Source organism: Nitrobacter sp. TKz-YC01, from assembly GCF_047824785.1.
Taxonomy (GTDB): Bacteria; Pseudomonadota; Alphaproteobacteria; order Rhizobiales; family Xanthobacteraceae; genus Nitrobacter.
Genome location: NZ_CP181167.1, coordinates 1,829,860 through 1,844,005, shown reverse-complemented (window position 1 = coordinate 1,844,005; position 14,146 = coordinate 1,829,860). Strand labels below are relative to the sequence as shown.

9 protein-coding genes are annotated in these 14,146 nt (G+C 62.9%); 3 read left to right on the top strand and 6 right to left on the bottom strand.

Annotated features, from left to right (window positions below):
• Nucleotides 1–28: 28 nt before the first annotated feature.
• Nucleotides 29–2,128 (bottom strand): ATP-dependent DNA helicase RecG, encoded by a 2,100-nt coding sequence (recG, locus tag ACMYR2_RS08695; RefSeq protein ID WP_347265051.1) that lies wholly within the window; start codon nt 2,126–2,128, stop codon nt 29–31.
• Between the two features lie 159 nt (nt 2,129–2,287).
• On the opposite strand from recG, the gene ACMYR2_RS08690 reads away from it, so the two are divergent.
• Both ACMYR2_RS08690 and mfd read left to right on the top strand, forming a co-directional pair.
• Nucleotides 2,288–2,575, top strand: a complete 288-nt coding sequence (locus ACMYR2_RS08690; protein ID WP_041344915.1) for a succinate dehydrogenase assembly factor 2 — start codon at nt 2,288–2,290, stop codon at nt 2,573–2,575.
• Nucleotides 2,572–6,096: a transcription-repair coupling factor gene (mfd, locus tag ACMYR2_RS08685; RefSeq protein WP_416193984.1), complete on the top strand. Its 3,525-nt coding sequence runs from the start codon at nt 2,572–2,574 to the stop codon at nt 6,094–6,096. Before ACMYR2_RS08690 ends, mfd begins: the two co-directional genes overlap by 4 nt.
• A gap of 8 nt (nt 6,097–6,104) precedes the next feature.
• On the opposite strand, the gene ACMYR2_RS08680 is transcribed toward mfd, so the two are convergent.
• The 3 genes from ACMYR2_RS08680 to ACMYR2_RS08670 form a co-directional block, all read right to left on the bottom strand.
• Nucleotides 6,105–7,334, bottom strand: a complete 1,230-nt coding sequence (locus ACMYR2_RS08680; protein ID WP_347265053.1) for a GGDEF domain-containing protein — start codon at nt 7,332–7,334, stop codon at nt 6,105–6,107.
• Between the two features lie 86 nt (nt 7,335–7,420).
• Nucleotides 7,421–8,923, bottom strand: coding sequence for an AMP-binding protein (locus ACMYR2_RS08675; RefSeq protein ID WP_416193983.1), 1,503 nt, complete (start codon nt 8,921–8,923; stop codon nt 7,421–7,423).
• 4 nt (nt 8,924–8,927) lie between these two features.
• Nucleotides 8,928–10,697 (bottom strand): extracellular solute-binding protein, encoded by a 1,770-nt coding sequence (locus ACMYR2_RS08670; protein ID WP_347264519.1) that lies wholly within the window; start codon nt 10,695–10,697, stop codon nt 8,928–8,930.
• A 463-nt stretch (nt 10,698–11,160) separates the two neighbouring features.
• Here ACMYR2_RS08670 and ACMYR2_RS08665 point away from each other — a divergent pair, with 463 nt between their 5' ends.
• Nucleotides 11,161–11,889: an invasion associated locus B family protein gene (locus ACMYR2_RS08665; protein WP_347264506.1), complete on the top strand. Its 729-nt coding sequence runs from the start codon at nt 11,161–11,163 to the stop codon at nt 11,887–11,889.
• 213 nt (nt 11,890–12,102) lie between these two features.
• On the opposite strand, the gene hspQ is transcribed toward ACMYR2_RS08665, so the two are convergent.
• Both hspQ and ACMYR2_RS08655 read right to left on the bottom strand, forming a co-directional pair.
• Nucleotides 12,103–12,435: a heat shock protein HspQ gene (gene hspQ, locus ACMYR2_RS08660; protein ID WP_347264507.1), complete on the bottom strand. Its 333-nt coding sequence runs from the start codon at nt 12,433–12,435 to the stop codon at nt 12,103–12,105.
• Nucleotides 12,436–12,719: 284 nt separating this feature from the next.
• Nucleotides 12,720–14,012, bottom strand: coding sequence for a UbiH/UbiF family hydroxylase (locus ACMYR2_RS08655; RefSeq protein ID WP_347264508.1), 1,293 nt, complete (start codon nt 14,010–14,012; stop codon nt 12,720–12,722).
• Nucleotides 14,013–14,146 lie beyond the last annotated feature (134 nt).

The window sequence follows — 14,146 nt, the reverse complement described above, 5'->3', positions numbered from 1 at the left end:
CTCGGGTCAAGCCCGAGGACCTTCGCTATTAACCCGCGCCGAGCAGGGGCAGGGCTTCGTCTCGCTCGAACAGATACAGCAGGCATCGCAAGGCTTCGCCGTGCGGGCCCGTGAGATTCGGATTCTGCTTGAGAATGCGCAGGGCTTCGTCGCGGGCCAGCGTGATGAGTTGCGCGTGGACATTGGAGCGCGCGATGCGATAGCCGGGCAGGCCGCTTTGACGGGTGCCGAGGACGTCGCCTTCACCGCGCAGCCTCAGGTCTTCCTCGGCGATGCGGAATCCATCCGTGGTCTCCCGGATCACCCGCAGCCGGGCGGCTGACATCTCGCCCAGCGGCTCCCGGTAAAGCAGCAAGCAGGTGGAGGATTCCGAGCCGCGACCGATCCGGCCTCGCAACTGATGGAGTTGCGCGAGACCGAAGCGTTCAGCGTTCTCGATCACCATGATGGTCGCCGCCGGCACGTCAACGCCGACCTCGACGACGGTTGTCGCGACCAGCAGATTGATTTCGCCCGCCGCGAATTGCGCCATCACGCGATCTTTTTCGGGGCCGCGCATCTTGCCGTGAACAAGGCCGACCCTGTCGCCGAAGCGTGCCTTGAGGCTTTGATAGCGTTGCTCGGCGTCGCTCAGGTCGACGGCATCGGACTCCTCGACCAGCGGGCAGATCCAGTAAGCCAGCCTCCCCGCCCTCACGGCGCGGCCAACCGCATCGATGACCTCACTCAACCGGGCGTCCGAAACGGCGCGGGTATCGATCGGCTGCCGGCCCGCAGGCTTATCGCGCAGTTCGGAGACATCCATGTCGCCGAAATAGGTCAGCACCAGGGTGCGCGGAATAGGCGTCGCGCTCAGCACCAGGACATCGACGGCTTCACCCTTCGCCGTCAGTGCGAGGCGCTCGCGCACGCCGAAACGGTGCTGCTCATCCACCACCGCGAGCGCCAGTGATTTGAACGTGACCTCATCCTGAATCAACGCGTGAGTGCCGACGAGCAGGTCGATGTCGCCCTCGGCAAGGCGCGCGGTGATCTCGCGCCGTTCCCTGCCTTTCTCGCGGCCGGTCAGGATCGCAACGCGCAGGCCGGCCCGTTCGGCCAGCGGCGCGATGGTCTTGATATGCTGGCGGGCGAGAACCTCGGTCGGCGCCATCAACGCCGTCTGCTTGCCGGATTCGGCCACCGCGCAGGCGGCCAGCAGCGCGACCACGGTCTTGCCCGAGCCGACATCGCCCTGAAGCAGCCGCAGCATCCTCACCGGTTGCCGCAGGTCGTCGATGATCGCCGCGACGGCTTGCCGTTGGGATGCGGTGAGGGCGTAGGGGAGCGCGTCGATGATCCTGTTGCGCAAGTGTCCGTCGCCTGCGTGGCGATTTCCAGCCGGGCGGCGAAGCTGCGCGCGCACCAGCGCCAGCGCAAGCTGTCCGGCGAGCAGTTCGTCGAAGGCAAGGCGTGACCAGAACGGGCCTTCCGGCAGCGTATCAGTCAATTCCAGGGGGACGTGGACCCGGCGGAGCGCCTGCGCCAGCGGCGGAAAGCCACAGCGGCGTAAAATCTTCGGATCGGTCCATTCCGGCAACACGGGCAAATTCTGCAACGCCTGCGCGATCGCGCGGCGCAAGGCCCCCGGCGCCAGACCCTGGGTGAGGGGATAGACGGGATCGATACCGGAAAGCTCCGCCAGCCCCGCCTCATCGACCACCCGATCGGGATGCACGATCTGCAGCGCCCCGTCGAACATCTGCACCGTGCCGGATACATAACGCTTGCTGCCTGCGGGAAGCAGCTTTTCGACATAGCCCGGCTGAGCGCGGAAGTAGGTCAGCACGACATCCCCGGTCTCGTCGCTGGCATGGACGAGATGCGGCGCGCGGGAGCGTCCCGGGGGCGGCGGTCGATGACGGTCAACGCTCACCTCCAGCGTCACGATCGTGCCGGGGACGGCGTCGCGGATTTTGGGCCGCGCCCTGCGATCGACGACGCTTGCGGGCAGGTGAAACAGCAGATCAACCAGCCGCGGCGTTTCATCACGCGCGAGCAGATGCCGGAACAGCTTGTCCTGCTTCGGTCCGACGCCGGACAGGCTGGTCACCGGTACGAAGAGCGGATTGAGCAGCGCGGGACGCATCTGACGACTCGGGCGGAGTGATCTGGACCAAATGCAAGCCTTGAATGCAAATCCCTGATTGTGCAATGCGCGAGACGGATGCTGACATCCATTATCCCTGGGGCTATATGGTGCCGGCCCGGCTCGTCCGGGCTTTTGGCGTTTGCCTGGAATAGACGAATGACGGGATCGACACGATCAAGCGAGGGCATGGATGACCGCCGCAAACGGCTGCTGTATCGCTGCTGGCATCGCGGGATGCGCGAGATGGACCTGATCCTCGGCCGGTTCGTCGATGAGGAGATCGGTTCATTGACCGAAGCGGAGTTGAAAGATCTCGAAAACCTGATCGAGGTTCCGGACCCGGACCTTTACGCCGCGCTGAGCGACGGCGCTCCGCTGGCTTCCGAATACCGGACGGCGCTATTCGATCGCATCAAGTCGTTTCGGCGGGGACAGGGCGCATGAAAGCTGTTTCACGATCACCCGCGGAATCGCTGTCACCGGGTCATCCGCTGATGCTCGCAAATGTCGCGGAAGGCGCCGAGGGACTCGTCGTCTCGGACCTCGCGCGCGCGATCAAGGCCAATGCGGGGCGGCGAGCCTCGGCGGTGAGCCTGGCGGTGGTCTGCCGTGACGGTCCGCGGATGCAGCAACTGGCGCGGGCGCTCGAATTCTTCGCGTCGGACATTTCCGTGATGCAGTTCCCTGCCTGGGATTGCCAGCCCTATGATCGGGTCTCGCCGCATGGAGGCGTGCTTGCCCAGCGCCTGACGACGCTGGCGCGGCTGTCTCGTCTGACCGGCAGCGAAAAGCCTCTGATCATCCTCACAACGGTCAACGCGATCCTGCAACGCGTGCCCGCGCGCGAAATCGTCGCGTCTCAAGCGCTGTCTGTCGCACCCGGCAATGTGGTGCCGATGGATTCGATCGCCGCATGGCTCGAGCACAACGGCTACAATCGTTCTTCAACGGTCCGCGAACCCGGCGAATACGCCGTTCGCGGCGGCATCCTCGACCTGTTTCCGTCGAATCTCGATCATCCCGTGCGATTCGATTTCTTCGGCGACTCGCTGGAATCGATCCGGTCATTCGATCCGGAAACCCAGCGCACGCTGTTCGACGTACGCTCGCTCGATCTGGTGCCGATCTCCGAATTCCAGTTCGTCACCGAAACCATCCGGCGTTTCCGGATGGGATACGTCGCCGCTTTCGGCGCGCCGGAACGCGATGACCTGTTGTATGAAGCGGTCAGCGAAGGGCGGCGGTATCCGGGCATGGAGCACTGGCTGCCGCTGTTTCACGAACGCATGGACACGCTGTTCGATTATCTTGACGGCGCATCCATCGTCATCGAGCCGCAGGGAGAAGACGCCGCGAGCGAGCGCTTCAAGCAGATCGCCGATTACCATGAAGCGCGCCGCGAGCCCCTTGAACAAGCCGGCGGCGGCGCGCCTTACAACCCGCTTCCGCCCGATAAACTTTATCTGACGCCGGATGAGTGGACAAAGCGCCTCAATGAAGCGGCTTTGGTGCGGCTGACGCCGTTCGCGGTGCCAGACGAATCCGTCAATGTCATCGATGCGGGCGCGCGGCAGGGGCGGAATTTCGCGCCCGAACGGGCTGACACTACCCTCAACGTTTTCGAGTCCGTGGGATCCCACATACAGGCGTTGCAGGCCGCGCGAAAGAAAGTCGTGGTGACGTTGTGGAGCGAGGGTTCGCGCGACCGCATGGCGAGCATGCTGAAAGATCACGGGCTGCTCAACCTGACAAGCATCAATACCTGGCGCACCGTTCAGGCAACGCCCCGCAATGAGGTCATGCTGGGCGTTGTCGGGATAGAATCCGGATTTGAAACCGAATCCGTCGCCGTCATCAGCGAGCAGGACATCCTTGGCGATCGCCTGGTGCGGCCGCGCAAGGCCAGCCGCAAGCTCGAAAACTTCATCTCGGAAGTCACCAGCCTCGCGGCGGGCGATCTGGTTGTTCACGTCGAGCACGGCATCGGGCGTTTTGTCGGCTTGCAGACGCTTGAAGTAGGCGGCGCGCCGCACGACTGTCTGGAACTGCGTTACGCCAACGAGACCAAGCTGTTCCTGCCGGTCGAGAATATTGAACTGCTATCGCGCTACGGCTCCGATCAAGCCAATGTCGAACTTGACCGGCTCGGCGGCGGGGGCTGGCAGGCGCGCAAGGCCAAGCTGAAAAGCCGCATTCGGGAGATCGCAGGCGAGTTGATCCGGATCGCCGCGGAACGGCACCTGCGGGAGGCGCCGAAACTGCCGGTGCAGTCCGGTCTGTACGACGAGTTCTGCGCGCGCTTCCCCTATGAGGAAACCGAGGACCAGCTCGGCGCCATCCAGGCGTCACTGGAGGATCTCGAAAGCGGCAAGCCGATGGATCGGCTGGTGTGCGGTGACGTTGGCTTCGGCAAGACCGAAGTGGCCCTGCGGGCGGCTTTCGCTGTCGCGCTGGATGGCAAGCAGGTCGCGGTGGTCGTGCCGACAACGCTGCTTGCGCGTCAGCACGCAAAGACGTTCACTGAGCGGTTTCGCGGTTTCCCGGTCAATGTCGCGCAGGCCTCACGGCTGGTGTCGCCGAAGGAGTTGGCCAAGGTCAAGAAGGGGATCGCGGACGGCTCGGTGGATATCGTGGTCGGCACACATGCCTTGCTCGGCAAATCCATCAAGTTCAGGGACCTGGGACTTCTGGTGGTCGATGAAGAGCAGCACTTCGGCGTCAGCCACAAGGAACGGCTGAAGCAATTGCGGGCGCACGTCCATGTCCTGACGCTGAGCGCAACTCCTATTCCGCGCACGCTGCAACTGGCCCTGACCGGCGTTCGCGACCTATCGATCATTGCCTCGCCGCCGGTCGATCGCCTGGCCGTTCGTACCTTCGTGGCGCCCCACGATCCCCTGATGATCCGCGAGGCACTCCTGCGCGAACGCTACCGTGGCGGCCAGGCCTTCTACGTCGTGCCGCGCGTGAGTGACCTCGCCGAGGTCAAGGAGTTCCTCGACAAGCACGTCCCGGAGATGAAGGTTGCCGTCGCGCACGGCCAGATGCCGCCGACGGTGATCGAGGACATCATCTCGGCCTTCTATGACGGCAAGTATGACGTCCTGCTCTCGACAACCATCGTGGAGTCCGGGCTCGACATCCCGACCGCCAACACTCTCATCGTGCATCGCTCCGATATGTTCGGGCTGGCGCAGCTTTATCAGTTGCGCGGCCGGGTCGGGCGCTCGAAGCTCCGCGCCTATGCGTTATTCACGCTGCCGTCAAAGCACAAGATCACGGCGCAGGCCGAACGCCGGCTCAAGGTGTTGCAGTCGCTCGAAACCCTGGGGGCCGGATTCCAGCTTGCGTCGCACGATCTCGACATTCGCGGCGCGGGCAATCTTCTTGGCGAGGAACAGTCGGGCCACATCAAGGAGGTCGGATTCGAGCTCTATCAATCGATGCTGGAGGAGGCGATCGAGAATCTCAAGACCGGCGTGACTGAGATTGCCGACGATCGCTGGTCGCCGCAGATCACCATCGGGATGCCGGTGTTGATCCCCGAAGATTACGTCGCTGATCTGGCGGTTCGGCTATCGTTGTATCGCCGGCTTGCCGACCTCGATACCGATGATGAAATCGATAACTTCGCCGCGGAGCTGCGCGACCGCTTCGGCCAGTTGCCGGACGAAGTCCGCTACCTGTTCAAGGTCGCGGCCATCAAGGCCTATTGCCGCCGCGCCAATGTCGAGAAGGTCGATGCGGGACCGAAGGGTGCGGTGATTTCCTTCCGCGACAACAAGTTCGCGCACCCCGATCGGCTGGTGTACTTCATCCGCCAGCACGGACAGGCGGCGAAGGTCCGTCCCGACATGAAAGTCGTGTTCTTCCAGAACTGGAAAACCCCGGAAGAGCGCCTGATGGGCACCACCGAAATCATGCGCCAGCTCGCCAATCTCGCGGAAGATCGAAAGGCGGCATAATGCGGCCGTTATGATGCCGCGCGCGCTTCACTGCTCAGGCGGGTGAGAAGCGATGCCGCGGAGTCGTCAAACCGGGATGCCGTCAGGGTGACCTGAGGATCGATCCGCAAGGCACGTCTGGCGCTGAGCGTCGTATGCTTCATCACGCTCGAAAGCCGCCGCGCGATCATCTGCGCGTTGCGCAAATCAGCGTCGGCAAAAACCACAACGATCGAGCCGTCGGCTTCGAGCGTGCCGAAATCCATTCGCCGCATGAGCCGGCTGAGAATACGCGCCGCGTCGAACAGCAGACGCTCGTGCTGTTGACCGAGCGTGAAGCGCGCAATGGAGAGACTCACGCCGCTGGACCGGGTCTGGCGGATCGCCATGTTGAGTTCACGGTGGAAGGCGTCACCGGTCAGAAGACCTGTTCGCGGATCGAGTAGTCCGCCCGCATCCATTGATTTCAGCGTACGATGCAGGCGCGCCTCGAACGCGTGCTGACGCACCAAAGGCAGAAACCTGCTGACGACATGATGGGGCTCGCCCGGCATCACTTCGAGATTGGGAAGATCACAGGTCGCCCACGGGCCGCCGGCCGGAACAGCGATCGGCAGATTGCGAAAGCGGGTGTCTTCAGCCAGCACGGTCAGAAGCGCGTCGACCACGCGCCGGGTGAACCCTTCGCTGACAACGACACCGTCCAGATCACGCGCGTTGAGGTGCTTCGCTGCCGCCTCGATGCTGAGCGCCCCAACGACACCGAGCCGTTCGCCAAAGGCAACCGATAGCGTCGGATAAGCCGCGCCGCGCCCGATCAGGAGAACGGTCGCATCCCGGATCGGGTCGGCATCCGGCAGGCGTGGCGCCGCCGGATTGCCTGCAAGCCGCCGGAGGACGGTCGCGTGCAGCGTTCGCACGCGCAGCGCAGCGTTGAGACGCCTGTCGAACCGATCGATGCCTCCGTTCAGGGACGAGAACGGAAGCGCGTTGTCCGGGCAGGGCGGATCGGGATCGGCGACGATCAGGGGAACGTAAGGCTGCATCGCAGCAAGCTGACCGGCGAGGCGATCCAATCCCGTCCCCGCGCCTTCGGTCGTGGGGACGAAGACGGCTGCCGGTTGAAAGCGTTCGATGCCCCGGGAGGCTTCCGACCAATCGATGTCGAGGACAGGGAAAATGCTCCGGCTCGATCGAGCAACGACGGACGCTTGTCGCTCGCCGTGTGAGACAACGATAAGCGGGCCTTGCCGGGACATTTTCACCCACTCGGATACGTGCCAAAGGCTTGTGATCCTAGTTTATTGTCCCTTAATGCGGCGTCAATGAACGCTGCCGGATTTGATCAGCCGGTCACGGAGCGATCGCGAAATGCTTCCACCATCAACGGATTCAGCCCGAGTTCCTTGAGCGCCTCGCGAGCGCGGGCATTGTCGCCGGCTCGCCCGGCCAGGCGATGGCCGCTCAGACGGTCGGGAAGCGCCGTCAGCATGGCGTTCGGTCCGAGCCGCCGTGCCCATTCCTGAAGGTCCTGTGCAGGAAACCGGTAGCCGCCGACGGCCATGACGCCGGCCGGCGGCGCCGTGATCGCAATGGCGCCCGAGGCGCGATCGATCCGCGCCGCATAGCCGGTATCGACATAATCCGGCTGCGACGGCATGCCGAAGGCGTCCGTAGGAGAATCCGGCCCGGCGTAAACCGCGATCGGCACCATCGGCCCCCGCAGCCCCAGCGTTCCGTTCGGAGTCAGAACGATTTCGCCGGCCGTCGATGAGATGGGAACCTGAGGCGGCGTCCGATAAGGGCCGGGCATGATCGGGGCAGGGGAGCCGTCCTCCGCGCGGCGGCTCGCGAAAAGACCCGCCTCGCCGAACAGGTAGACGTCGGTCATTTGCCTCTCGCGGTCGGACCAAGGCTCGCTCGATCCCACCTGTTCAGGAACCCGCCAGAGACCCACGACGTGACGCAGGCTCGGGACGGCAGACAGGGCGCCGGTTTCAGCCATCCGCAATGCCAGCGAGGCCGGCGCGACCAGCGTGTCGCAGCGTTCGGCTTCCATCTGCCGCACAAGCACATTTTCGTCGAAGGGGTGATGCATCGCCAGGGCGCCGCCGCTGAGCAGCCACATCACGAAGGATGAGGTCAGTCCGGCGAAGGACGACGGCGCGAGAGCCGAGAGAATTGTCGCGTTCTGAGGCAATCCGCTTTCGAGAAAGATCGCAAGCCCGGCGGCGATCAGGTTGACATGGGTTCGCGGCACGGCGAGGAAGCCTGAGCCCGAAGCCTCGAACGTCACCAGCGCGGCGCGGCGCGAATCCCGGATCATGAGCCGCGAGCGGTCGATCGTCCTTTCGGCGGCGATATCCAGCGGAACCATTCCCTCCGGCAGATTGCCGCCGAAGCCGCAGACATGTCGGACGGAGAAAACTTCCGCGGCCGCGTTCATCGCGAGATCGGCGTGATTGACGCCGTCGATACTGCCCATCGCGACGATCGCGCGCGCGCCGGTCCGGTTGATCGCGACAGCGAGTTCGGCCTGCCGCCAAAGCTGGGGCAACAACGCCACGATCAGGCCGGCGCGATGGGCGGCAAGCACCGTCAGCGCCAGTTCGATGGTGTTGGGCAGCTGAACCGCTATGATTGAATTGGCGGGCAGGCCGGCCTCGATAAAGTGGGCCGCCAATGCCGATACCGCCCGGTCGGCCTGGGCAAAGGTCAGATGCTGCGGCGGCTGTCCCGTCACCCGCAACTTGTCCGGCGGATCGATCAGCGCCGGTCGGTCCGGCTGCCGGACGAGGATGCGGTCGAAGAGTTCATCCAGCGTAGGCGATGAATTGTTCTGGAGCACGAAGTCACTTGCCGGGCTTCGGCGGCCTTCGCCACCATGTTTCGGGGATGTATCCAGTCAACGCGGTCGCTGCTGGTCGTTCTATCCGATTCCAGCGCGCGATCCATTGTTCTTGAACGTTGTAAACCGGAATCACATAAAATCCGGACATCAGGACCCGATCGAGCGCGCGAACCGCATCCACGAAATCCGGCCGCTCCCTCGCCTTGAGCATGGCGGCGATCATGGCATCGATCGCCGGGTTCTTCACGCCCATGTAATTGCGGGTGCCTGGAATGTCGGCAGCCTCGCTGCCCCAATAGAAGGACTGTTCGTTGCCGGGCGACAGCGATTGATCCCAGCGGTTCTGGATCATGTCAAAATCAAACGCCAGCCGACGCTGATCGAACTGCACGCCATCGACCGAGCGCACGGACACCTCGATGCCGGCGCGCTTGAGATCGCGCGCGTAAGTGAGCGCGATGCGTTCCTGATCGCGGGTTGTCACCAGCATTTCAAAGGCAAGGGGAGCCTTGGTCGAGCGATGGCGCAGGACCGTGCCGTCAAATTCATAACCCGCCTGCGACAGAAGCGCGAGAGCGGCGCGCAAGGCCTCGCGGTCCCGGCCTGAACCGTCGGTCACGGGAAGACGGTAACTGCCGTCGAGAACGTCGCTTCGCACGGCCGACGGAAACGGCTTCAATAGCGACCGCTCTCCGTCGTCAGCGGGGCGCGCGTAGGCCGACAATTCCGATCCCGCGAAGAAGCCGCCGGCGCGGCTGTAAAGTCCGAAAAAATAGTTTCGGTTGATCCACTCGAAATCGAACAGCAGCGTCAGCGCCTCGCGAACGCGAATGTCGGAAAACATCGGCCGCCGCGTATTGAACACCAGATATTCCGAGGGCGCGGGCAGGCCGGTTTTGACGGCTTCGCGGACAAGCTGACCATCGCCTGCTGCCGGAAAGTTGTAGCCTTCGTGCCAGCGCAGCGGTTCAGTCTCGACGCGAAAGTCATACAGGCCGCGCTTGAACGCCTCGAACTGACTGTTGGCTTCGCGATAGTAGTCGAACCTGATTTCGTCGAAGTTCCACAGGCCGCGATTGACCGGCAGGTCGCGCCCCCAATAATCCGGATTGCGCGTCAGCGTCACGCTGGCTCCGGGCCTGACGGCGGTCACGCGATACGGCCCGGATCCCGACAGGGCGGTCATCGAGGTCTGCTCGAAAGTGGCGGCATCGACGGCGTGTTTCGGCAGAACAGGCATCAAGCCGAGGATCAAGGGCAGTTCGCGATCCATGGTTCCACCGAAATCGAAACGCACGGTGCGTTCATCGATCGCTTCTGCCGTTGCAACCTTCGAATAGTACTGACGATGGTTGGGGCGGCCCTTGTCCCGGAGGAGTTGCCAGGAAAAGAGCACGTCTTCGGCGCGGACAGGCCGCCCGTCGTGAAAGCGCGCCAGCGGATTCAGATGGAAAGTGGCGTAGGTGCGGGCATCGTCGGTTTCAATCCTCTCCGCCAGCAGACCGTAGAGCGTGAAGGGTTCGTCATGCCCCCTCGCCATCAGGCTCTCGACCACGAACCCCCGAATTTGCTGAAGCGCGACGCCTTTGACGATGAAGGGATTGAGGCTATCGAAACTACCGGGAACACTCTGAACCAGCCGGCCACCCTTGGGCGCGTCCGGATTGGCGTAGGGCATCCGGCTGAAATCAGCCGGCAGGGCCGGTTCGCCATGCATCGCGATGGCGTAACCGGGATCCGCGGAAACCTGCTGGCATCCGGCGGCGAGCATCCCGCCCGCGAGCGCCAGGCATATCGCCGTCCGGCAGCGCGCGCGCGGCGGCAGTCGGCAATACCGGATCCATTTTGATTCGAACTTGCTCACAAGAAATTTTATCACAACCGCCGCGGCGCGGTTTGAAAGGGGCGCCAAAAGCGTATGTTGCCATTGATCTTTTTATGCGCCCTAGTATTGAAGGCGGTCAATTGATCATGACATCGCGAATCGTCACGTAACCGCCTCATTTCACTAAGAGACAGCCGCCGAATAGTCTGCGCCAATGCCTGCTCCTGGTGGAGAGATCCGGCGATCGCGCAGGGAGCGCGAATGCCGAATTCGAAACTCCGCCAGCAACCGCTCCATCAGGGCTTGAGTTTGCAAGCGGTCCTTCAATTTGCATTCGGAAGAAGGCTCGCTGAAACGAAATACGAATGTTAGAATCGGATCACGAGCGTTCAGGAAAGGGTTTTCCGCAATGAATTTTCGTCTCTCGACCACGTCCGCTTTGCATCGCGGGCGGGCCTTTGCCCTGTTCGCCGCGGTGACGCTAGCGGCCGTTCCATTCGCGTCGGACGCTCCCGCCCAGCAAGCCGCCCCATCCAAAGGCAAGAAGGCTGAGGCGGCCAAAGGAGCCCCGGCGGCGCAGGCAGCAGCGCCAGCCGACCAGCAGGTGCAGCTGATCTATGCTCCCTGGACCAAGTTCTGCCTGAAAGGCCAGGATGCGAAAGCCAAGCAGGTATGTTTCACCGGCAAGGACGGGCGGATCGAATCCGGCCAGCCTGTGATCGCGGCGGTCATCATCGAGCCTGAAGGCGAGCCCAAGAAGATTCTCCGCGTGACGCTGCCGCTCGGGATGCAACTCGTCCACGGAACGCGCATCATCGTCGACAGCAATCCGCCGCAGCAGAGTCCCTACGTGATCTGCTTCGCCAATGGCTGCATGTCGGATTATGAATTGACGGCGGATATGCTCGGTCACCTGAAGAAAGGCCAGAATCTGATCGTTCAGGCAATCAATTCCAACGGCGCGCCGTTGACGCTGCCGCTTCCGCTCGCTGAATTCGCGAAGGCCTATGACGGCCCGCCGACCGACCCCAAGGTATTCGAGGAAACCCAGAAGAAGCTGCAGGAAGAACTGCAAAAGCGGGCCGCCGAAGCGCGCGCGAAGCTCGAAGCCACCCAACAGGGTACCGCCAAACAGTAGCCCGCTAATGGGATCAAATGGAAAAGCGCTCCTCTCGGGGCGCTTTTTTGTATCAGCCAGCTATAGCGTTTTCGAGCCAAGCATGTTCCCGGGCTTGAGCCCTATAGCGTTTTCGAGCGAAGTGGAAACCGGTTCGCGTGAAGAAAAACGCGTCAAAATATCAAGGTAGAGTCTTTCACTGTTTCCATGAAGATAGTGAAGGACTCTACGATCTCAGTTCAGGGACGGATTGCGGGGACGATAATCGCCGGATTCATCCTGGATGAAAATCTCCTTCACCTGCGAATGCCGGATCGGCTCGCCGGAGTCATCTGGCAAAAGGTTCTGCTCCGACACATAAGCCACATATTCGGAATCCGCATTCTCAGCGAGCATATGGTAGAATGGCTGATCCTTGTGCGGCCGGACATCCTCCGGGATCGAGAGCCACCATTCTTCCGTGTTGTTGAAGACCGGATCGATATCGAAGATCACACCCCGAAACGAATAAATCCGATGGCGAACGATCTGGCCGATCTGGAATCTGGCGGTACGCGCTTTCATCATCCCTGACCGAATAGACCAGGGCCGCGGCCGAAGCCAGAGGCGATCGGGCTGGAATTCCACGGGGAAGGATCGAGGCCGCGCCTCAAGGCCGGCTAGAGCATTTTCCGGCGAAGTGGATACCGGTTCGCCGCAAGAAAATGCGACCAGACAATAATTTCTAGAGCATGGTCCGATTCAACTTGAACGGATCATGCTCTAGAGCATCGGACCCGAAAGTGGGAACCGGTTTCGGGATAAATCCGATGCTCGATCAACTAACTAGAGCCTTTCCGCTTCTGATAGAATCAGAAGCGGTCTCTATTATTTTGATTTGACGCGTTTTCTTCGCGCGAACCGGTGTCCGCTTCGCTCGAAAACGCTCTAAACCGAGATTCCCTATATGGACGCTGCCGCCACGACGGCGCGAGGCCCTCGCGCATGGCAAGGCGTCTGAGCGGGCCAACCCTGCTGATCACATGCAGCCCGAGCGCGCGTGCGGTCTGGATCGGCAGGAAATCGCTGAGCAGCGACCGGTTCGCCATGTCGATCGCGAAGGTACGGCTCAGGACGTCGCTGCGCCGCGCCGTTTCGAAACGCGCAAGAGCGGCAGACGCGCCGGGGTCGTCCCCGGAGGACAGGGCGTCGCCGACAATGTCCGCGATATCGGCGGCGTCACGCAGGCCGAGATTCAGGCCCTGCGCGCCGATCGGCGGCAGGACATGGGCGGATTCACCGACCAGAACGATGCGGTTGCCTGCAAAGCGCGCGGGCCGCTCGATTCCTAACGGAAATTGATTTCGTCCCTGGCCGACCTCAAGCCGTCCCAGGATCGAATGCGATCGTCGTTCGGCGGCCTCGGCCAGTTCGTCGTCGCTCAGGGCGGCAAGCCGCTCCACCTCCTTCGGGGAGGCGACCCAGACGACACTGGAACGGTCTCCGGGCAGCGGCACGAAAACGCAGGGACCATGCGGGGTGTGAAATTCGGTCGAGATGTTCTTGTGCGGCCGGCTATGCGCGACGTTGAACGTCAGCGCAGCCTGATCGAGCGGGCGACGCGTGATGCCGATCCCCGCGGCTTTGCGGCAAAGGGATTGCCGTCCGTCAGCGCCGACGGCCAGACGCGCGGTCAGCGTCTCTCCCTGACGGGTGCTGATGGTGACCACCGTATCGCCGGGCGTGACCTGTTCGGCCTCGCCATCTATCCATGTGAGGTTTTCCGCTCCCGCCGCGCGCGCCTCCATGGCGGCCATCAGCGCACGGTTTGCAATATTATAGCCGAATGCGTCACGCCAGATCTCGGCGGCGGAGAAACGGACCTCCGGAGCACGAATAAGACGCCCGGTATCGTCGACGAGACGCATGACACGGAGCGGGGCGGCATCGGCCTCGCAGCGTGGCCAGACGTCAAGCTCTCGCAGCAGATCGATGGAACCGCCGAGCAGCGCTGTGGTGCGGTTATCGCCATAACCGACGCGCCGCGCGATCAGCGCCGTCCGGGCGCCGGCATGGGCGAGGGCAATCGCCGCGGCCAATCCGGCGGGCCCTCCGCCCACGACCGCGACATCAAAGATTGCAACCGGCTTCGCGCTCTCGTTCATGGATCGACAATCGCCATTCGCGCCGCCATTTTCAAGCCCGCAGGGCGAACATTGCAGGAACCGGCTGAAGCCGTTCCCGACCGCTCAAGCGGCGGAGCGTCGCAACGACCATTATGCAAAGCTGCCCGATTCCT

What these genes read in the sequence shown, in the direction of transcription:
- recG (WP_347265051.1), bottom strand. Translation starts at nt 2,128, where the DNA reads ATGCGTCCCGCGCTGCTCAATCCGCTCTTCGTACCGGTGACCAGCCTG.
- ACMYR2_RS08690 (WP_041344915.1), top strand. Translation starts at nt 2,288, where the DNA reads ATGACGGGATCGACACGATCAAGCGAGGGCATGGATGACCGCCGCAAA.
- mfd (WP_416193984.1), top strand. Translation starts at nt 2,572, where the DNA reads ATGAAAGCTGTTTCACGATCACCCGCGGAATCGCTGTCACCGGGTCAT.
- ACMYR2_RS08680 (WP_347265053.1), bottom strand. Translation starts at nt 7,334, where the DNA reads ATGTCCCGGCAAGGCCCGCTTATCGTTGTCTCACACGGCGAGCGACAA.
- ACMYR2_RS08670 (WP_347264519.1), bottom strand. Translation starts at nt 10,697, where the DNA reads ATGCTCGCCGCCGGATGCCAGCAGGTTTCCGCGGATCCCGGTTACGCC.
- ACMYR2_RS08665 (WP_347264506.1), top strand. Translation starts at nt 11,161, where the DNA reads ATGAATTTTCGTCTCTCGACCACGTCCGCTTTGCATCGCGGGCGGGCC.
- hspQ (WP_347264507.1), bottom strand. Translation starts at nt 12,435, where the DNA reads ATGATGAAAGCGCGTACCGCCAGATTCCAGATCGGCCAGATCGTTCGC.
- ACMYR2_RS08655 (WP_347264508.1), bottom strand. Translation starts at nt 14,012, where the DNA reads ATGAACGAGAGCGCGAAGCCGGTTGCAATCTTTGATGTCGCGGTCGTG.